The following is a 17789-nucleotide window of genomic DNA, read 5'->3' as shown; positions in this document are numbered from 1 at the left end:
CCTAACACTCGATTAGATTGAACAGTCAGTCAAAGAGGCCCCGAGTGGGGTGAACGGGAGTGACGCGTCATGTCGAACACCTACGACGCCATCGTCATCGGCGGCGGGCACAACGGGCTGGTCTCGGCGGCCTACCTCGCGCGCTCGGGCGCCAACACCGTGGTGCTGGAATCGCGCGGCTCGCTGGGCGGCGCGGCCACCACCGAGGCGCCGTGGGAGGACGCGCCGCATCTGCGGGTCACCCGGCTGTCCTATGTGATGAGCCTGATGCCACCGACGATCGTGCGGGATCTGAACCTGGAACGGCACGGCTACAAGGTGCACCCGATGGGCCCGTACTACCAGGCGTTTCCGGAAGGTGGGTCACTGACCATCTACGAGGACGACCCGGCCCGCACCTATGAGCAGCTGGCCAAGTTCTCCAAGAAGGACGCCGACACCTGGCCGAAGTGGAACGCCTGGCTCGAAGGGATCGCTGACGTCATGGGGCCACTGCTGACCCAGGTGCCGCCCAACATCGGATCGCACAAGCCGTCGGATCTCTTCGAGCTCGCCAAGCTCGGCTGGAGCCAACGCGGCATGACCACCCGGATGATGGGAGACGTCACCAGGCTGCTCACCATGAGCATCGCCGATCTGCTCGACGACTGGTTCGAATCACCGCAAATCAAAGGCGCTCTGGCCGTCAACGGTGTGATCGGCACCTGGGCCGGACCGTACGAGCCCGGCACCGCCTACGTGATGGCGCACCACTCCATCGGCGACGTCGGTGACGGCCAGCTCGGCAGCTGGGGTTATCCGGAGGGCGGCATGGGTGCGGTGTCGGAAGCCATCGCCCGCTCGGCCCGCAGCTTCGGTGCGGAGATCCGCACCAAGGCCCGCGTCTCACGAATGCTCGTGCGGGGCGGGCGGATCGAGGGCGTGGCGCTCGAGAACGGCGACGAGCTGCGCGCACCCCTGGTCGTCACCACACTGCACCCGAAAACCGCCTTCCTGGATCATATTCCGCGCACCGAGCTGCCCCCGGAGTTCGTCGCCGATATCGAACACTTCAAGACCCGAAGCGGCGTGGTGAAGATCAACCTGGCCTTGGCCGAGCTGCCGAACTTCACCGCCGATCCCAGCGACGGGCAGGCCGAGCACCACACCGGTTCGGTCGAGATGGCGCCCACGATGGAATACATCGAGGCGGCATTCCAGGACGCTCGCGTCGGCAAACCGGCGTTGATGCCGTTCAGCGACGGTGTCATTCCCACGACGCTGGACAAGACGCTCAATCCCGATGGCACACACATCATGTCGCTGTTCACCCAGTGGGTGCCCGCGGACTGGGCGAACGAACCGCACACCGCGGAGCTGGATGCCTACACCGACCGCCTGATCGATCTGTATGACCAGGTGGCACCGGGCTTCAAATCCTCGATCCTGCATCGCGACATCGTCGGGCCGCATGAGATGGAACAGGAGTACGGCCTCATCGGCGGCAACATCTTCCACGGCGAGTTGTCCCTGGAGCAGCTGTTCCACATGCGGCCCGCGCCCGGCTACGCCGACTACCGCACGCCGATCTCCGGGCTGTACAACGGCAGCTCCGGCACCCACGCGGGCGGTGGCGTCTGCGGTATCCCCGGCTGGCAGGCGGCACGAGCCGCGCTGGCCGATACGAAGAAGAAGCGCTTCCGCAGGCGATGAGCGACAGCCGGCGAGGTCCCGTCGCCGCCATGCTGGAGGCCCGCTCGGTGGCACTGGTCGGGGCCTCGGCGAAACCGGGCAGCTTCGGGGAACGGATGATCGTCGAAGCGCGCCGCAGCTCGGCGCGAATGCACTTGGTCAATCCGCGCTACGACCGCATCGACGGCGTCACCTGTGCCCCGTCGCTGTCCGCGCTCGACGAGCCGGTCGATCTGGTGCTGCTCGGAGTTCCCGACACCGCCCTGCCGGCCGAGCTGAAAGGTGCGGCGGCGGTGGGCGCGAAGTCGGCGGTGATCTTCGGCTCCGCGCACGGCGGCCCGCTGCGCCAAGCCCTGGCGGAGATCGCCACCGACGCCGGGATGGCGGTGTGCGGCGGGGGCTGTATGGGGTTCGTCAACAATGTCACCGGACTGCGCGCGTTGGGCTATCTGGAGCCGGATCCCCTTCCGCCGGGGGGTGTTTCGCTGGTCACCCACTCGGGGTCGGCGTTCTCCACCATACTGCGGGCGTCTCGCGGCTTCGGGTTCCGGATGGCGGTCTCGTCCGGTCAGGAGCTGGTCACCGACACCGCCGACTACGTGGACTACATCGTCGACGACCCGGGCACGACGATGATCGCCCTGCTGCTGGAGACACCCCGGTCGGTGGGACGGCTGCGAGCCGGGCTGCGCCGCGCCGCGCAGCGCGACATCCCCGTGGTGATCCTGCCGGTCGGGCATTCCCCGCGCGGGCGCGCCATGGTCGCCGCGCACTCGGGTGCGCTCGCCGGCGACGCGGCCGGCTGGCAGGCGTTCTGCGCCGACACCGGCGCGATCCGGGTCACCGACCTGGCCGAATTCGTCGACACCATCGAACTTTTCGAGGCGCTCCGTCGGCGACGCGGCGGCGCGCGCGGCATCGCGACAGTGCATGATTCCGGGGCCGAACGTGCGCTCTGCGCCGACCTGGCCCACGAGTTGGCGGTGGATTTCGCCGAACTCGCCGCACCGACGCTGCACACACTCGCAGGACTGCTCGACGATGGACTGTCCCCCGGTAACCCCCTGGACGTCTGGGGCACCGGCGCCGACACCCGCGCGCTGTTCGGCGGTTGTCTGCGAGCGCTGGTCGACGATCCCGGCGTGGCAGTGACCGCACTGGCCGTCGACTTGGTCACCGAGTTCGACGGCGACACCGCCTACGCCGATGCGATGCTCGACGTCGCCACCGACACCGACGCCGCGCTGGCGGTGTTGACCTCGGTACCGTCGGCGGTGGACGGCCCGACGGCAACGCGCCTGCGCAGCAACGGCATTCCAGTCCTTGAAGGCGCGCGCAGCGGCATCGCAGCCCTCGGTCATCTGGCCCGCTGGCCGCTACCGGTCTCGACGGCACTCCCCCGCATCGACACCGAGCGGGCACAGCGCTGGACGGCCGCCCTCACTGCGGCCGAGTGGAACGCGCCGGCCGCCTTCCGGCTGCTGGCCGACTACGGCATCCCGGTCACCCGCTCATATCCCGCTCACAGCGTCGCGGAGGTGCTGGCCGCCGCGAAAGCAGTCGGCTATCCGGTGGTGCTCAAAACACTGAGTACCGCGCACAAGAGCGACGTCGGCGGAGTGATTCTCGGCATCCGTGACCGCGAATCGCTGTGGGTGGCCTACGAGGAGATGGCCGAACGACTGGGACCTGACGTCAGCGTTGACGCGATGGCACCTGCGGGCGTGGAGATTTCGCTGGGTGTGGTGCGCGACGACAACTTCGGGCCGATGCTCGTGGTCGCCGCAGGCGGGACGTTGGTCGAGCTGCTGGCGGACCGCGCGGTCGCCTGTCCGCCGGTCAGCCGCGAGGCGGCCGGCGAGCTGGTGCGCTCGTTGCGTAGCGCGCCGCTGCTCGCGGGCTGGCGTGGCGCACCCGCGGCGGACATCGACGCGCTGGCCGATGCTGTCGTCGGATTCTCGCAGCTGGCAATGGAACTCGGCGAGCACCTCGACGCCGCCGAGGCCAACCCGGTGATCGTGTCGCCCAGCGGGGTGGTGGCTGTCGACGCGTTGGTCATCCCGCGCGCCCGGTGACCGAGTCAGAACATCGTGTAGGCCTTGCGCAGCGTCTCGTGGATCACCCACGTGCCGGTCCAGCCGACCGGGAAGACCGCGAGGTCACCCGCGCCGACCTCACTCGGCTCGCCGCCGTCGGGGGTGACGGTCATCCGCCCGGACACCACATAGATCATCTCGTTGACCTCGAGCGTCCAGTGCGAGGGGCCGGGGGCGCATTGCCAGATGCCGGCCGATTTGTCGCCGTCCACCCATACCTCGAGACCGTGCGTCGCCATCGGATCTGCGGTGGCCTCCTCCAGCGGTCCCCAATCCTCGAGTTCGGCGTCGGCAGCATTGGCGAGGACGGTGGTCAGCACAGCAGCGGTCATGAGAGGGAGCCTTTCGTGTCAGGCATGTTCAGGAAACGGGAGGGAGATCGGTTCGGGCTCGAGCCTGCTGTTGCCGTCGGCATCGAAACGGTCGAGGCCGAGGTCGGTCAGATCCAGCCAGTCGCACCTACCCGTGAGCGTGACGTCGGCGGCCGCCTCGGCGACCGCGGGGCCCCACATCATGCCGTGACCGGCGGGGCTGGCCACCACGGTGCCGTCGATCGCACCGTCGTCGGTCAGCAGCGGACCCAGGATCGGTAGATGGTCGTTGGTGTAGTCGATCGTCGCCGCCCAGGTGCGCCGGAGGCCCAGCCCGCGCACCGCCGGGAACAGTGACTCGATGCGGGCCAGCGCTTTCTGGTAGTAGGTCCAGTCGAACTCGGTCGCCGCGCCGGGCTGTTCGTCCGGGTTGCTCATCCCCCACAGCACGCCTCCGAATTCCCCGGGGCGCCAATAGATTCCTTCGCTGACGTCGAACACCATGGGAAGATCGTCGATGTCGCCGTCACGCAGCGGTTCGGTGACCACGACCTGGTGGCGGGTGCCGCCCGCCGGGATGCGCCCACCGGCCGCCGCGCCGACCTCACCGAGCATCGGCCCACCGGTGAGCACGACGCGGCCGGTGTCGATCGGACCGTCGGAGGTGTCGACGCCGACCACCCGCCCGTTGGCCACCCGCAGACCGGTGAAGGCGCAGCGTTCCCGGACATCCACTCGATGTGCGGTCAGCGCAGCGGTATACGCGAGCACGTTGCGCGGCGCGTTGATGTATCCGTCGCCGGGCGCGTACGAGCCGCCTGCGGTCACTCCGGGCGCCAAACCCGTGTGCCGGTCGTCAATGTCGGAACTGGACAGCCATTCGACGGCCAGTCCGAGTCGGCGCTGCAACGCAATCCGATCGTGTGCCTGGTGCACCTCGGCATCGGTGAAGCACGGCATCAGGTAGCCCTGCGCGACGAAGCCACAATCCAGTGGGTAGCGATCCCCGCTGGTGGCGTAGAACTCTTGGCTGCGCAGCCCCAACCGGATCGCGGTCTCGGTGCCACCTTGTGCGCGCACCATTCCGGCGGCGCGACTGCTGGCCCCGTCACCGAGTGTCTGAGCCTCGAGGAGCACCACGCGGCCTGCGCCGCGTTCGGCCAATTGCACGGCCGTCCACGCCCCGACAGTTCCGCCACCGACGACCACGACGTCTGCACTGCGACTGCTGGCCATACCTCAAGACCGTGGCATAGACTGAACGCTCAGTCAAGAGCTTCCAGCGAGCGGAGAGCACCGCGAATGTATGGGTTGACAGCCGAAGACCTGCGGATCCGGGACACCGCCCGCGAGTTCGTCGAGACTCTGATCCCCTACGAGGTGGATGCCGAGATGGCCGGCGGCCGCCTACCCAAGGAGCTGACCGCCGAGCATCACGCCAGGGCGATCGAGCTGGGCCTGTACGCCACCAACATGCCCACCTCGGTGGATGGCCCGGGATTCACTGCGCTACAACAGGTTCTGGTCCAAGAGCAGGTCGGTAGGGTCACCAACGCGATCGCCTGGGTGATGCACACCCCGCCGCAATGGTGGGCCGAGGTGGCCACCGACTACCAGAAGCAGCGCTGGCTGCTGCCCGCGGTGCGTGGCGAGAAGCACGAGGCGTACGCCATCACCGAGGAGTTCGCCGGCTCCGATGTGTCGGCGCTGGAGACGACCGCGCGCCGCCAGGGCGACGAGTACGTGATCAACGGGATCAAGTGGCACGTCACGTCGTTCAATCTGGCCGAGTACGTCTTCGTTCAGGCTGTTCTGGTCGGCGGTCCGCACGAGGGCGACCACGTGCTACTGGTGGTGGATCTGCCCTGGCCGGGCGTGGAGGTGGTGCGCACCCCGCACTATTCGCACCACATTCCCGACGAGCATCCGATCGTGTCGTTCACCGATGTCCGGGTTCCGGTCAGTCATCTGGTCGGCGCCGAGGGTGAAGGCATGATTTTCACCCAAGACTGGTTCCGGTTCGAACGGCTCATGGTGGCGTCGCGCTGTGTGGGGGCCGCTCAACGTCTGGTCGACGAGATGACCTCATTCGCAACGGATCGCATGGTGGACGGCAAGCCACTCGGCGAATACCAGTTGGTGGCCGGCATGCTCGCCGACAGCGCCACCGAGCTGTTCGCCGCACGCAGCATGCTCTACGAGGTGGCCCGGGGTATCGACGCCGGACTCGACCGCAAGGCGCTGCATGGGCAGGCCTCGATGGCCAAGCTGTATTGCTCGGAGATGGCCGGCCGGGTCGCCGACCGGGCGGTGCAGATCTTCGGCGGGCGCGGATACATGCGCGAGAACGTCGCAGAGCGGATGTTCCGCGAGTTGCGGGTGGAGCGAATCTGGGAGGGCGCCAGCGAGATTCAGCGGATCATCATCGGGCGCCAGCTGCTGCAGCGCGGGCCCGCGGCCATTCTGGGGTCCTAACTCAGCAGGTGATCCGACAGGGTGGCCAGGGCCTGGTTGGCGTAGCCGCGCCAGATCCGGGCGAACACCGGCAGCAACGGCGCGGTCAGCGCCGACTTGGGATGCAAGGTCCATTGCCACGTGACCTTGGTGCCGGTCCCGCATTCGCTGAAAGCCCAGAGCCCCTCGACGTGATCGATCAGCGGTGCCATCGCACCGCGGACGTTGGTGAGGGTGTAGCCGAACGCATGTGGGGCATCCACCGTCGTCAGGGTTTCCCGCATGCCTCCGCCCCCGACCAGGGCGATGGTGCGGGTCTGCCCCACCGCCGACCAGTCGCCGGTCTGGTCGTGCACGGCTTTGATCGGCGGGATCGGTCCATACCAGCGGTGGAACAACTGGGGCAGCGGCATCGGCAGCGTCTTGGCGAACGCATCGGGTACCGCGACGGGAATGGCGCGGGACTGCTGGACGACGACGGGGTGAGCCATCTCGCCAAGGATAGTCAGCGTGCGAGCTGAGGTGCTGCGCGTCCGGTGATCAGTGGCAAGTCGAAGAAGCCGGCGATGCCCGGCGCGGCCGCGCAGGTCGCCGGCACGGAGTTGACGCAGTGCGCCGCGGTGGCCACCACACCGGGGTTGCTGACCAACCCTTCCTCCACGCTCTCCGGCTGCCAGCCCTTGACCGTGACGAACGTGTTCGGGTTGCCCCGGACCTCCATCTCGTAGCGCTCCCCCGCCGGCCCGAAAGACCATGCGGGATCGAGGTTTTCCTCACCCATCAGCCAGTTGACGGTGATGCGCACGACGATGGTGTTGGTGACCACGGCATCCCAGTGGAAGCGCCGCCCAGCCACCTGGCCGGGTTCGATGACCCCCATCGGCGAGTCGATGGGGGCGGTTGCGACAGCTACTTCCTGGGAGGTGCGGATCTGCGGCTCGGCGGCAAAACCCAGGCGGTCGACGATGAGCCGAACCGACTGGAAGAAGCCGCCGTTGAGCAGTTTCTGCATCGGTCCGGTCAACGCGCTCTCCGGCGTCCCACCGAAGCCCATCACGTGGCGCAGCACGTCGGGTGCGCCGTAGGTCCGCAGGTCGGAGAACTCTTCGGCGCGAACGTACGTCACCCCGGTGGACATCACCGACAGCAGCAGCGGGAACAGCTCGGTGGCCGCACCCGGTCCGATCCCGGCGCCGTGCAGGGTGACGTTGCCCTCGCGGGCGGCGGCCTCCAGCGGGGCGGCTTCGGATTCACTCGGGTAGAACCAGCCCAGCGGGCTGACGACGTTCTTGCCCGAGCGCAGCAGTGCGGTCACTTCCTCGACGTTGGGCAGCAGCGGCGCGTAGATCACGGCGTCGGCGTCCATGGCGAGGATGTCGTCGATGCTGTTGGTGGCTGTGACGCCCAGCGGGTCGGTGCCGATGATATCGCCGACGTCCTTGCCGGCCTTGTCCGTGGAATGCACCCAGCAGCCGGCCAGTTCGAGTTCGGGATGTTCCAGCACACCCTTGATCGCCGCGACCCCGACCGACCCGGTTGCCCACTGCACGACTCGCAACGCCATTGGTGCTCCTCCGCAGAAAACTAGAACGTGTTACAGCCGGGTCTACACTAGCGGGATCGTCACCGCAGACGGAAGGAATGGGCCATGGCCGGAACAAAGAACCGGGTGTTCGTCGTCGGGGTCGGGATGACCAAATTCGAGAAGCCCGGTCGCCGCGAAGGCTGGGACTATCCCCAGATGGCCAACGAGTCCGGCACCAAGGCGCTGGCCGACGCCGGCATCGACTACGCCGAGGTGCAGCAGGGGTACGTCGGCTACTGCTCGGGCGACTCCACCTCCGGGCAGCGTGCGCTCTATGAGCTCGGCATGACCGGCATCCCGATCGTCAACGTCAACAACAACTGTTCGACGGGCTCGACGGCGCTGTACCTGGCCGCGCAAGCGATCCGGGGAGGCCTCGCCGACTGCACCATCGCCCTCGGGTTCGAGAAGATGCAGCCCGGCTCGCTCGGCGGTGGCGCCGAAGACCGCGAGTCGCCGCTGATGCGGCATATCGTCGCCCTCAACGAGACCGACTCGATGACGTTTCCGGTGGCGCCGTGGATGTTCGGTGCGGCAGGCCGCGAGCACATGAAGAAGTACGGCACCACGGCCGAGCATTTCGCGAAGATCGGTTTCAAGAATCACAAGCATTCGGTGAACAATCCGTATGCGCAGTTCCAGGAGGAGTACACCCTCGACGACATCCTGGGCGCGAAGATGATCTCCGATCCGCTGACCAAGCTGCAGTGCTCGCCCACCTCGGACGGCAGCGGCGCGGCGATCGTGGCCAGCGAGGCGTTCGTCGACAAGCACGGGCTGGCCGGTCAGGCCGTCGAGATCGTCGGGCAGGCGATGACCACCGATTTCGCGTCGACGTTCGACGGCAGCGCGGCCAACATCATCGGCCATGACATGAATGTGCAGGCCGCACAACAGGTTTACGATCAGTCCGGGCTCGGCCCGGCCGACTTCCAGGTGATCGAGCTGCACGACTGTTTCTCGGCCAACGAGCTGCTGCTCTATGAGGCCCTGGGGCTGTGCGGCGAGGGTGAGGCTCCCGAGCTCATCGACGCAGGCGACACCACCTACGGCGGACGCTGGGTGGTGAACCCGTCGGGTGGGCTGATCTCCAAGGGTCATCCGCTGGGCGCGACCGGCCTGGCGCAGTGCGCCGAGCTGACCTGGCAGCTGCGTGGCACCGCGGACAAGCGTCAGGTGGACAACGTCACCGCCGCGTTGCAGCACAACATCGGCCTGGGCGGCGCGGCGGTCGTCACCGCCTACCAGCGCGCGGAGCGCTGAGGTCGATCCACCGCGCGGGACCGACCGGCGTGCGGTCGGCGCGGCACGGCTGGAGCATGGCGACCGCACCGTCACCGCGGTGCGCCTGACAGCCGTCCGGGCAGCCGTCCGGGCCGAGCAGGCAAGGCGTGGACACCAGCATCCCGCCTGAGCTTTCCCGCACCATGGTCCGCAGTGCGTCGATCACCGACGCGTCCGGTGGCGCGCAACCGGCGCACACGACAACGGTGAACGGCGTGGACGTCATGTCGACCCCGGGTACGGCAACAGCGCCATCTCTCTGGCGTTCTTGATCGCGGTCGCGACTTGCCGCTGCTGGCGGACCGTGAGGCCGGTGACTCTGCGCGATCGGATCTTTCCGCGTTCGGAGATGAACACCCGCAAGGTTGCGGTGTCCTTGTAGTCGACCTCGCGCAGTCCCATTCCGGTGAGAGTGTTGCGGCGGGGCTTGACCCCCGCCGCGGGGCGCCGGTTCCGGGTTTTGGCCTTCACCAGCTCGCCTTCCGCACGCCGGGGAGCTCACCTCGGTGGGCGAGCTCGCGCACCCGGACCCGCGAGAGCCCGAACTTCCGCAGATGTCCGCGGGGACGGCCGTCGATGGTGTCGCGGTTGCGCACCCGCACCGCACTGGCATCTCGGGGCTGGCGCGCCAATTCCTGCTGCGCCTGCAGTTTCTGCTCGGCGGTGCTCTGCGGCGAACGGATGATGCGCTTGAGCTCGCCGCGCCGCTCGGCGTGGCGGGCAACGATCTCGGCGCGCTGGTTGTTCTTGACGATCTTGGATCGCTTGGCCACGTCAGCGCTCCTCTCGGAACTCGACGTGGCGACGGATCACGGGGTCGTATTTCCGCAACACGATCCGATCGGGATCGTTGCGGCGGTTCTTCTTGGTCACGTACGTATACCCGGTGCCGGCGGTCGACCGTAGCTTCACGGTGGGCCGTATCTCGTTGCGTGCCATCAGATTTTCTGTCCTTCCCGGCGCAAGCGCGCCACCACGGCTTCGATCCCGTCGCGGTCGATGACCTTGATGCCCTTGGCGCTGACCCGAAGCCGGACGCGCCGACCCTCCGCGGGCAGGTAGTAGGTCTTGGTCTGGATATTCGGCGACCAGCGCCGGCTGGTGCGCCGATGCGAGTGCGATACCGAATTGCCGAAACCCGGTGAGCGCCCGGTGACTTGGCATCGTGCGGACATCGACAACCCTCCTGCGGCCGTTTGTGTTATTGAAAATGATTTTCGACAAGTGCCGTCTCGCACTGTAGCGTGTGCCGGCAGTTAATGGAAATCGTTTTCAATATGGGAGGTGCGGTGCGAACCCCGGTACTGCTCGTCGCAGGTCACGGTGACAGTGACGCCGTGGCCAGAACACTGCTGCGGCAGGAGGGAACTCTGGTCGTGCGGCACCACTTCGACGGCCACGTGGTGCACCGAGTTCTGACCACCGTCCAGAACGGCGTCCCCACCTCCGCCGGTTATGTGCTGGAGCTGGACCACGGCTGCCTGTCGTGCACGGTGCGCAATGACCTGCTCCTGCTGTTGCGCAGACTGCACCGCCGCGGTGATGTGGAGCGGATCGTCGTACACCTGGAGTCCACCCTGGAGCCCGAACCGGTCTGCTGGGCCATCAACCACGTCCGCACCCGCCTCGGTCCCGGCTACGTCGACGGACCCGCGTCCCGCGACGTCGAAATCACCGGCGTCATAACGTGTTTGGATTCACCGACCTGGCTCGCGCAGGCGCTCTGCGACGACGAGCTCGACGACGGGCGCACCGTGGCCCAGGTGGTGGTCGGCCACTGTGAGTTCGCCGACGTGATCGTGGCGCCGAGAGTGGACCGCACCACCGTGGCCGTTCTGCGTCGATTGGCGCCTCGCACGTGGATCATCCAGCTGCCCGATCACGTCGAGGAAGCGGTGGCGAACCTGGAGTCCGGCGCGCGTCGCGGCCGCAGTGACGATCCGCACGGACCGCTGTTGGACGGTGAGCCACCACTGGACACCGACGGACAGGTGAGCATCCTCGAGTTCGCCGCCGACCGCCCGTTTCACCCTGAGCGCCTTCACGACGCGCTCGATGTCCTGCTGACCGGCGTGGTGCGCACCCGCGGCCGGATCTGGTTGGCCAATGAGCCCGACAACGTGATGTACCTGGAGTCCGCCGGTGGCGGACTGCGCGTCAGCTCGGGCGGAAAGTGGCTGGCGGCGATGAGCGATTCGGAGGCCGCCTATGTCGAGCCGGAGCGCCGGGTCATGGCAAGCCTGGCGTGGGACGAGCGATACGGCGATCGCCGAACGTCGATGACCGTTCTGATCTGCGGGGCGGAACGCCGCGAGATCGAGGACGCGCTGCGGCAGGCGTTGGTCACCGACGACGAGATGACCAGCCCCGAAAGCTGGGCCGATTATCCCGACCCGTTCGGCCATTGGCACGAGGAGCCGTGCGGCGACTCGGCCGGGCACAGCGAATTATCTTCGCCCACAAGCAAGCCCACAACCAACCACGGAGAAGATCGATGAAACCCGGTATCCACCCCGACTACCGCCCGGTGGTCTTCCAGGACGCCACGACGGGCACGACGTTCCTGACTCGTTCCACGGTAACGACGTCACGCACGATCGACGTGCAGACGGCCGAGGGCGTGCGCACCTACCCTCTTGTGGTCGCGGAGGTGACCGCGGACTCTCATCCGTTCTGGACCGGTGAGCGCCGGATCATGGACGCGGCCGGTCAGGTGGAGAAGTTCCGTCGCCGGTATGGCCGCACTAGCCGAGGTGGGTGACGTCGTAGACGTCGTCGGCGTGCCTGGCACGGATGGTCTTCTTGTCGTACTTGCCGACGCTGGTCCGCGGGATCTCGTCGACGAATGTCCACCGTTCCGGCAGCCACCACCGAACGACCTTGTCGGACAGGAAATTCCGTAGCTCCTCCGGCGAGGCCTCGGCCCCCTCGTGCAGCACCACCGCGGCCAGCGGCCGTTCCTGCCAGCGTTCGTCGGGCACCCCGACCACCGCGGCCTCCCGCACCGCGGGGTGGGAGATCAGATAGTTCTCGAGTTCGACCGAGGAGATCCACTCACCACCGGACTTGATGACGTCCTTGGCGCGGTCGGTCAACGTGATGTAGCCCTGGCCGTCGATTCGCCCCACGTCCCCGGTGCGCAACCAGCCCGACTGGAACTTCGACTCGTCGGTATTGCGGTAGTAGGAGCCGGTGATCCACGCACCGCGGACCTCCAGCTCCCCGACCGCCTCGCCGTCGTTGGGCAGCACGGCGCCCTCGTCGTCGACGATGCGGGTCTCCACACCGCAGATCGGCCGGCCCTGCGTTCCCCGGACCTCCCACTGCTTTTCGGGGGTCAAGCCCGGCGGCGGCCAAGCCAGGGTGGCGATCGGCGACGTTTCGGTCATCCCCCACAGCTGGCGGATTTCCACGTCGAACTTCTCCTCGAACGCCTTCATCAGCGACACCGGTACGGCCGAGCCGCCACACGACACCAACCGCAGCGACGAGATGTCGTGACCAGGGTTGCGGTCCAGATGGTTCATCACGTCGTTCCAGATGGTCGGCACCGCCCCGGCCACCGTCGGACGCTGGCTTTCGATCAGGTTCACCAACGAGGTGGGATCCATGAATCGATCCGGCAGCACCAGATCCGCGCCGGCCATCAACGCCGCATACGGCAGCCCCCAGGCATTGGCGTGGAACATCGGCACGATCGGTAAGGCCTTGTCCGAGAAGCTGAGTCCGAGCCCGTTACCGCTGCAGACTGCCATCGAGTGCAGGTAGCTCGACCGGTGCCCGTAGACCACACCCTTCGGATGACCGGTGGTTCCGCTGGTGTAACACATTGCGGCGGCGGAATTTTCGTCGATCTCCGGCCACTCGAACTCATCGGACTCGGCAGCGAGCACGTCGTGGTAGCGCACCACCCGCTTGCCCGAAGCCTCGAACGGCTCCAGATCGCCGGACCCGACGGCGATCACCGTGTGCACCGTCTCCATCTTGGGCAGCACCGGGGCCAGAATCGGCGCCAGCGACAGGTCGGCGATCACCACCTGATCCTCGGCCTCGTACGCGACGAACTCGATCTGCTCGGGGAACAGCCGGATGTTCAGCGTGTGGAGCACCGCCCCCATCGAGGGCACCGCGACGTAGGCCTCCAGGTGTTCCTGGTTGTTCCACATGAAAGTGGCAACCCGGTCATCGCCCTTGATACCCAGGCGCCGCAACGCATTGGCCAACCGGGCGGCCTGCTGTCCCACCTCGCGGTAGGTGGCGTGCCGGAACCCGTCGCCGGTCGCGGTGGTCACGGTCCGATCGCCGTGAACGGTGGCGGCGTAGCGCAGGATCGCGGAAACGGTCAGCGGAAAGTTCTGCATGGTGCTCTGCATAGGCCCGAATCTATCGCGGCGGGCAACGCGGCAGGCCCGGGATCGGTTACCCGGTCAGTGCCGCCGGAACCCGGCGGCGGGCCGGCCACCGGAAAGCCCACGGGCGGCGGCGCGAATGACGACGCGCCGCCGGCGATCGGAGCAACTCCAGTTCGACGGGTTCGAGTTCATCGACATCCAGGTCCGGGGTATCGCGGTACACCCGCGCCAGCGCCCGGCCGAGTTCGGCGCCGAGCAACTGGCGCATCATGTCGGCGCCCTGCCGCGGGTGAGCCAGCATCCACGAATGGTGCGCACCCGGCACCCGGTAGAGCGTCCCGTCGGCCCGCTCGGCCATGTCGTAGGCGTTCTCGAACGGAACGACGCCGTCCTTCTCGCCGTGCACGACGATCGTGGGCACACCGTTGGCGCGCATGGCGACCAGCTTGTCGCCGAAGTCGCCGGAGCCCAGAAGCGCCCTCAGGGACCCGGACAGTCCGCGCGGCGAGCGCGCATTTCGAGCCAGTGCACCCGCCATCACCCGCAGATAGCCGGCCATTTCGCCCAACGGGAGCCGCCTCGGGTCGCCCTGGGCGTCGACGGCAACGGCCAGTAGCCGCTCGGCGACCGCGCGGGGTGAGCGGTGCCCGGGCGAGATCGACTCGTCGAACGGCGCGCCCGCGGCGGCGTTGAGCAACACCGCCGCCAGCACCCGCTCGGGTGCGCGGGCCGCCAGGTCGACGATCATCCGGCCACCCATGGAGTGGCCGAGAAAAACCGCTTTCCGGACGCCCACTGCATCCAGGGCGCGCAGCGTCAGATCGACACGGCGTTCCAGCGTTGCCTCGGCGGGCAGCCTCGGCGTTCCGCCATGGCCGGCGGCGTCGACAGCGATCACGCTGAAGCCCAGCGCGCCCAGCCGGCTCAGCAGCCCCAGATAGGCCCGCGCGTTCAGGCCGTAGCCGTGCAGGAACACCAGCGGGACACCGCGGCCGCCGGTCGAGACGCCGACCCGGTGGCCGTCGTCGAGGCGCACCACGTCGTGGCTGAGCCGGACGCGCGCACCGGAAGGCAGTTCTGTGGTGGTCACCGGCCTGGGATTAACCGCAGATCGGCTTCGCACACTGTGTCGTTGGCGACTGATCGGCGCGGGTGTGAGCAACTCGCCCGTGCCATGCTGGCCCGGTGGTTGTGCTGAAATCAGCGGCCCTGTTCCTGGCTGCGGCGCTTCTGGAGATCGGCGGCGCCTGGCTGGTGTGGCAGGGCGTCCGCGAACATCGAGGCTGGGTTTGGGTCGGCTTCGGTGTAATCGCTTTGGGGGCTTACGGTTTCGTCGCGACGCTGCAGCCCGACGCGCACTTCGGTCGAATCCTGGCCGCGTATGGCGGGGTATTCGTCGCCGGCTCGCTGCTCTGGGGCATGGCGGCCGATGGTTTTCGCCCGGACCGCTGGGATGTGACCGGTTCGATCATCTGCCTGGTGGGGGTGGCGCTGATCATGTACGGCCCACGGTCCTGAAAGGACAAGAACCCGGCCGGTTGCTCCGGCCGGGTTCTCGCACCTCGTCTACTGGTGCGACTCTTGTCGCTTCTCTTGGGCCTTCGCCTCGCCGCGAGCCTTCTCGGCCTCGGCTTCCTTGGCCGCGGCGTCACGCTGAGCCTCGGCCTTGTCCTGCTGCGCCTTGCCCTCTTCGGTGAGGTCATCGCTGCCGGTCACGGCGCCGACGGCTTCCTTGGCCTTGCCCTTGACGTCTTCGACGACGCCCTTGATGCCCTCTTCGGGTCCGCTGTTGTCTGCCATGGGTCCTCCTTGGCGTCTGTTCCTGCAGTGCGGGATGAGGCGCATGCGCACCGTGCATCCCATTGACCGGGCGATTTCTCGGTCAGCGCCGGTTGTCTTCGACCGCGCAACCGCACATCCGCCCGCAGGTCCGGGGTTCCCGGCCCTGCCCCGACTAAACAACTCCAGGCGAATCTGCAGGAGCGGGAACGTTTTCATCGGCAACGACGATGTACCTGGAGGATCATTGGGCGGGAAAAGAGGAGACACGATCATGCGGACCGCATATGCGCTCGCCGCGGTGGCGGCCGCGGGTGGAATCGTCGCAGGGCCGGCCGCGACGGCGTGGGCCGACAGTTCGGCACAGGCCACGATCAGCCAGCTGCAGAGTCAGGGTTACACCGTGAACATCGACCGCATCGGCACGGGTCCGATGTCGAAGTGTGTGGTCACAAATGTGCGCAATCCGCAGACCGTCACTCAGTGGGTGCCCTATACCGGACCGGGGCGCGGCAACAATCGCACCATTCTGGTGCCGGTGGTCACCAGCCAGACGATCTCGGTGTCACTGGACTGCAGCGCGCACTAGTCCAAGTCCACGCGGATGGTGAGCAGGTTGTCTCCCATCGCGCGTACCGCCGCACTGTTCATCCGAGGAAGCTCGGACAGGCGCGCCCGCGCGTCGTCGTCAGGTAAAACCACGGCGGTTCCGCTGTGCCAGCGACCGCGGACGCGGACCCGTACCCGCGGGTTCGCCGCGATGTTGCGGACATATTGGGATCGATCGCCGAATTCCGACACCAGCCAAAACTTTTCACCGTCGAGTCGGCCGCCGATCGGGGTGGTCCGCGGTTGGCCGGATTTTCGCCCGGTCGTCTCCAACAGAGTCTGAATCGGGACCAGCCGCATCAGTGGGTTGGCGACCCGCCGCTGGACGAAGTTGACGACGCGCTGCCGTGGAGTCGAAGTCATCACTCCATCGTGGCAGCCCGGTCAGGATGCCGCGACGGCCATCTGGGGCTGTGGCACGGCCGGATCGAGCCGGATGGCGGTGATCGCACCGGCGTAGTCCGCCGCGTAGAGCCGGTTCCGCACCGGGTCGACGGCCAGGCAGGACAACTGCGGGCCGATGACGACGCTGTCGACGATCTCGGTGGTGGCGGTGCACATCACCGCGATCTCGTCACGGTCGACGATGTAGGCGCACGCGCCGCCGCGGCTGAGCACCAGCTGCGTCGGGACCCCACCCATGTCGATGGTGTCGGTGACGCGGGCCCCGGCGATGTCGATGACATGGATGACGCCGCCGAGTTCAACGTCCCACCCGGTGGCAAAAACGGTGCGGCCGTTGGGCACAACTGCGATGTCACCGATCGAACCGTCGATGGACACTCCGGCTTTGACCGCACGGGCGGTGGTGTCGACGATCGCCAGCATGCCGCCCGTCGGGGTGGTCAGCGCGGCGAACAGACGCGTGCCATCGGCATTGAGACGAACCGTCTCGATGGAGGCGCCGGGCGCGGCCGGGACGGCGATGCTGGTGACGGAGCCGGATTCGATGTCGATGACCGCGATATCGACATCGTCCTCGCCGGTCCTGCCGACGTAGAGAACGTCGCCGGCCGGGCTGACGGCCAGGCCGGAAAGCGTCATGTCGAACGTCTTAGCCGCGAGCGGTGTCGCGGTGCGGGTGTCGACGGCGACGACGGCATCCTCGGCGTTGGAGGCTGCGCTGACGTAGGCGCGGTCGCCGACGATGACGGCCGCGTATGGCTCGCTGAGCCCGTCGATGGTCGCGGTGACCGACAGCGTGGCGGTGTCGATGACGCACACCACGTCGGCGCCGTAGTGGGCGGTGATGAGATGACGGCCGTCGGGGCTGACGGCGATGTCGCTGACCGGTCCGTGCCCGACGGCGAGCGTGCGGGCGACGGTCATCACCGGCGCTGCGATCGGGTCGGTCAGCGGCTCCAGTCCGGCGCCGCCCAGCAGCTGCGGCAGCAGGTCGCCGATAGGGGTCCGTCGGATCGACGGCAGCGAGGACAGCCACAGAGAGCGCTCCGCGGTGGCCCGCTCAGCCACCGCGACACCGGTGACATTGGACCCTTCCGTAACTCCCGTTGTGTTTGCCATGATCTCGTACCTCCGGCGGCCTGGACTGCACCGCGCATTGTCTTTAGTCGTTTTCGCGTTACCTGCCGGTAACCGCCTGGGTCGAGTGTAGCTAGTCAATTCACGGAGAATTCGCGGCTTTTCG

General features: G+C 67.5%; 22 protein-coding genes. 8 read left to right on the top strand and 14 right to left on the bottom strand.

Annotated features, from left to right (window positions below; all coding sequences use genetic code 11):
* Positions 1–69 precede the first annotated feature (69 nt).
* Together AB4879_RS23120 and AB4879_RS23115 are read left to right on the top strand one after the other, a co-directional pair.
* A complete protein-coding gene (locus AB4879_RS23120; RefSeq protein WP_370509424.1) occupies positions 70–1692 on the top strand; it encodes a phytoene desaturase family protein in 1623 nt (540 codons plus the stop codon).
* Complete coding sequence (locus AB4879_RS23115) at positions 1689–3746, top strand: acetate--CoA ligase family protein (RefSeq protein WP_370509423.1); 2058 nt, start codon at positions 1689–1691, stop codon at positions 3744–3746. The genes AB4879_RS23120 and AB4879_RS23115 overlap by 4 nt, the downstream gene beginning before the upstream one ends.
* A gap of 5 nt (positions 3747–3751) precedes the next feature.
* On the opposite strand, the gene AB4879_RS23110 is transcribed toward AB4879_RS23115, so the two are convergent.
* Positions 3752–4099 (bottom strand): cupin domain-containing protein, encoded by a 348-nt coding sequence (locus AB4879_RS23110; RefSeq protein ID WP_370509422.1) that lies wholly within the window; start codon positions 4097–4099, stop codon positions 3752–3754.
* Positions 4100–4117: 18 nt separating this feature from the next.
* Positions 4118–5314, bottom strand: a complete 1197-nt coding sequence (locus AB4879_RS23105) for an NAD(P)/FAD-dependent oxidoreductase (RefSeq protein ID WP_370509421.1) — start codon at positions 5312–5314, stop codon at positions 4118–4120.
* A gap of 66 nt (positions 5315–5380) precedes the next feature.
* Here AB4879_RS23105 and AB4879_RS23100 point away from each other — a divergent pair, with 66 nt between their 5' ends.
* Positions 5381–6553: an acyl-CoA dehydrogenase family protein gene (locus tag AB4879_RS23100; protein WP_370509419.1), complete on the top strand. Its 1173-nt coding sequence runs from the start codon at positions 5381–5383 to the stop codon at positions 6551–6553.
* Here the strand turns inward: AB4879_RS23100 and AB4879_RS23095 are convergent.
* Both AB4879_RS23095 and AB4879_RS23090 read right to left on the bottom strand, forming a co-directional pair.
* Positions 6550–7023 (bottom strand): SRPBCC family protein, encoded by a 474-nt coding sequence (locus tag AB4879_RS23095; protein ID WP_370509418.1) that lies wholly within the window; start codon positions 7021–7023, stop codon positions 6550–6552. The genes AB4879_RS23100 and AB4879_RS23095 overlap by 4 nt on opposite strands.
* Before the next feature lie 14 nt (positions 7024–7037).
* Positions 7038–8096, bottom strand: coding sequence for a dihydrodipicolinate reductase (locus AB4879_RS23090; RefSeq protein ID WP_370509417.1), 1059 nt, complete (start codon positions 8094–8096; stop codon positions 7038–7040).
* Positions 8097–8180: 84 nt separating this feature from the next.
* Between AB4879_RS23090 and AB4879_RS23085 the strand changes: the two genes are divergently transcribed.
* Positions 8181–9380: a lipid-transfer protein gene (locus AB4879_RS23085; protein WP_102808860.1), complete on the top strand. Its 1200-nt coding sequence runs from the start codon at positions 8181–8183 to the stop codon at positions 9378–9380.
* Here AB4879_RS23085 and AB4879_RS23080 read toward each other — a convergent pair.
* From AB4879_RS23080 to rpmB, 5 genes are read right to left on the bottom strand one after another with little or no spacing between them, the layout of a single operon-like run.
* Entirely contained in the window at positions 9352–9627 is a 276-nt protein-coding gene (locus AB4879_RS23080; protein WP_370509416.1) for a hypothetical protein, read from the bottom strand. The genes AB4879_RS23085 and AB4879_RS23080 overlap by 29 nt on opposite strands.
* On the bottom strand, positions 9624–9875 hold the full coding sequence (rpsR, locus tag AB4879_RS23075) for a 30S ribosomal protein S18 (RefSeq protein ID WP_370509559.1): 252 nt from the start codon (positions 9873–9875) through the stop codon (positions 9624–9626). Before rpsR ends, AB4879_RS23080 begins: the two co-directional genes overlap by 4 nt.
* Positions 9869–10174, bottom strand: coding sequence for a 30S ribosomal protein S14 (rpsN, locus tag AB4879_RS23070; RefSeq protein WP_370509415.1), 306 nt, complete (start codon positions 10172–10174; stop codon positions 9869–9871). Before rpsN ends, rpsR begins: the two co-directional genes overlap by 7 nt.
* Position 10175: 1 nt before the next feature.
* On the bottom strand, positions 10176–10340 hold the full coding sequence (gene rpmG / locus AB4879_RS23065) for a 50S ribosomal protein L33 (protein ID WP_102808864.1): 165 nt from the start codon (positions 10338–10340) through the stop codon (positions 10176–10178).
* Positions 10340–10576 carry a 50S ribosomal protein L28 gene (rpmB, locus tag AB4879_RS23060; protein WP_102808865.1) on the bottom strand — a complete coding sequence of 79 codons (237 nt, stop codon included), beginning with the start codon at positions 10574–10576 and terminating at the stop codon, positions 10340–10342. Before rpmB ends, rpmG begins: the two co-directional genes overlap by 1 nt.
* A gap of 114 nt (positions 10577–10690) precedes the next feature.
* Here rpmB and mrf point away from each other — a divergent pair, with 114 nt between their 5' ends.
* Positions 10691–11899 (top strand): ribosome hibernation factor-recruiting GTPase MRF, encoded by a 1209-nt coding sequence (mrf, locus tag AB4879_RS23055; RefSeq protein ID WP_370509414.1) that lies wholly within the window; start codon positions 10691–10693, stop codon positions 11897–11899.
* Positions 11896–12162, top strand: a complete 267-nt coding sequence (locus tag AB4879_RS23050; RefSeq protein ID WP_370509413.1) for a type B 50S ribosomal protein L31 — start codon at positions 11896–11898, stop codon at positions 12160–12162. Before mrf ends, AB4879_RS23050 begins: the two co-directional genes overlap by 4 nt.
* Here AB4879_RS23050 and AB4879_RS23045 read toward each other — a convergent pair.
* Both AB4879_RS23045 and AB4879_RS23040 read right to left on the bottom strand, forming a co-directional pair.
* Complete coding sequence (locus tag AB4879_RS23045; RefSeq protein WP_370509412.1) at positions 12146–13774, bottom strand: long-chain fatty acid--CoA ligase; 1629 nt, start codon at positions 13772–13774, stop codon at positions 12146–12148. The two genes, AB4879_RS23050 and AB4879_RS23045, sit on opposite strands and share 17 nt — an antisense overlap.
* Before the next feature lie 46 nt (positions 13775–13820).
* Positions 13821–14843 carry an alpha/beta fold hydrolase gene (locus AB4879_RS23040; RefSeq protein WP_370509411.1) on the bottom strand — a complete coding sequence of 341 codons (1023 nt, stop codon included), beginning with the start codon at positions 14841–14843 and terminating at the stop codon, positions 13821–13823.
* Positions 14844–14938: 95 nt separating this feature from the next.
* Between AB4879_RS23040 and AB4879_RS23035 the strand changes: the two genes are divergently transcribed.
* Positions 14939–15271 (top strand): YnfA family protein, encoded by a 333-nt coding sequence (locus tag AB4879_RS23035; protein WP_370509410.1) that lies wholly within the window; start codon positions 14939–14941, stop codon positions 15269–15271.
* 48 nt (positions 15272–15319) lie between these two features.
* On the opposite strand, the gene AB4879_RS23030 is transcribed toward AB4879_RS23035, so the two are convergent.
* On the bottom strand, positions 15320–15553 hold the full coding sequence (locus tag AB4879_RS23030) for a CsbD family protein (protein WP_102808871.1): 234 nt from the start codon (positions 15551–15553) through the stop codon (positions 15320–15322).
* A gap of 253 nt (positions 15554–15806) precedes the next feature.
* Between AB4879_RS23030 and AB4879_RS23025 the strand changes: the two genes are divergently transcribed.
* Positions 15807–16121 carry a hypothetical protein gene (locus AB4879_RS23025; RefSeq protein WP_083120675.1) on the top strand — a complete coding sequence of 105 codons (315 nt, stop codon included), beginning with the start codon at positions 15807–15809 and terminating at the stop codon, positions 16119–16121.
* Here the strand turns inward: AB4879_RS23025 and AB4879_RS23020 are convergent.
* The gene (locus AB4879_RS23020; RefSeq protein WP_102808872.1) at positions 16118–16504 is read right to left on the bottom strand and encodes a nitroreductase/quinone reductase family protein; all 387 of its coding nucleotides are present in this window, start codon (positions 16502–16504) and stop codon (positions 16118–16120) included. The genes AB4879_RS23025 and AB4879_RS23020 overlap by 4 nt on opposite strands.
* 21 nt (positions 16505–16525) lie before the next feature.
* Positions 16526–17665, bottom strand: coding sequence for a YncE family protein (locus tag AB4879_RS23015; RefSeq protein WP_370509409.1), 1140 nt, complete (start codon positions 17663–17665; stop codon positions 16526–16528).
* Between the last annotated feature and the right edge of the window lie 124 nt (positions 17666–17789).

The sequence above is a fragment of the Mycobacterium sp. SA01 genome, assembly GCF_041287105.1.
Lineage (GTDB): Bacteria > Actinomycetota > Actinomycetes > Mycobacteriales > Mycobacteriaceae > Mycobacterium.
This window is presented reverse-complemented; position numbering and strand designations above follow the sequence as displayed.

What these genes read in the sequence shown, in the direction of transcription:
- rpmG (WP_102808864.1), bottom strand. Translation starts at nt 10,340, where the DNA reads ATGGCACGCAACGAGATACGGCCCACCGTGAAGCTACGGTCGACCGCC.
- AB4879_RS23015 (WP_370509409.1), bottom strand. Translation starts at nt 17,665, where the DNA reads ATGGCAAACACAACGGGAGTTACGGAAGGGTCCAATGTCACCGGTGTC.
- AB4879_RS23080 (WP_370509416.1), bottom strand. Translation starts at nt 9,627, where the DNA reads ATGACGTCCACGCCGTTCACCGTTGTCGTGTGCGCCGGTTGCGCGCCA.
- AB4879_RS23030 (WP_102808871.1), bottom strand. Translation starts at nt 15,553, where the DNA reads ATGGCAGACAACAGCGGACCCGAAGAGGGCATCAAGGGCGTCGTCGAA.
- AB4879_RS23085 (WP_102808860.1), top strand. Translation starts at nt 8,181, where the DNA reads ATGGCCGGAACAAAGAACCGGGTGTTCGTCGTCGGGGTCGGGATGACC.
- rpmB (WP_102808865.1), bottom strand. Translation starts at nt 10,576, where the DNA reads ATGTCCGCACGATGCCAAGTCACCGGGCGCTCACCGGGTTTCGGCAAT.
- AB4879_RS23115 (WP_370509423.1), top strand. Translation starts at nt 1,689, where the DNA reads ATGAGCGACAGCCGGCGAGGTCCCGTCGCCGCCATGCTGGAGGCCCGC.
- AB4879_RS23095 (WP_370509418.1), bottom strand. Translation starts at nt 7,023, where the DNA reads ATGGCTCACCCCGTCGTCGTCCAGCAGTCCCGCGCCATTCCCGTCGCG.
- AB4879_RS23110 (WP_370509422.1), bottom strand. Translation starts at nt 4,099, where the DNA reads ATGACCGCTGCTGTGCTGACCACCGTCCTCGCCAATGCTGCCGACGCC.
- AB4879_RS23020 (WP_102808872.1), bottom strand. Translation starts at nt 16,504, where the DNA reads ATGACTTCGACTCCACGGCAGCGCGTCGTCAACTTCGTCCAGCGGCGG.
- AB4879_RS23050 (WP_370509413.1), top strand. Translation starts at nt 11,896, where the DNA reads ATGAAACCCGGTATCCACCCCGACTACCGCCCGGTGGTCTTCCAGGAC.
- AB4879_RS23025 (WP_083120675.1), top strand. Translation starts at nt 15,807, where the DNA reads ATGCGGACCGCATATGCGCTCGCCGCGGTGGCGGCCGCGGGTGGAATC.
- AB4879_RS23045 (WP_370509412.1), bottom strand. Translation starts at nt 13,774, where the DNA reads ATGCAGAGCACCATGCAGAACTTTCCGCTGACCGTTTCCGCGATCCTG.
- AB4879_RS23120 (WP_370509424.1), top strand. Translation starts at nt 70, where the DNA reads ATGTCGAACACCTACGACGCCATCGTCATCGGCGGCGGGCACAACGGG.
- AB4879_RS23100 (WP_370509419.1), top strand. Translation starts at nt 5,381, where the DNA reads ATGTATGGGTTGACAGCCGAAGACCTGCGGATCCGGGACACCGCCCGC.
- AB4879_RS23090 (WP_370509417.1), bottom strand. Translation starts at nt 8,096, where the DNA reads ATGGCGTTGCGAGTCGTGCAGTGGGCAACCGGGTCGGTCGGGGTCGCG.
- AB4879_RS23105 (WP_370509421.1), bottom strand. Translation starts at nt 5,314, where the DNA reads ATGGCCAGCAGTCGCAGTGCAGACGTCGTGGTCGTCGGTGGCGGAACT.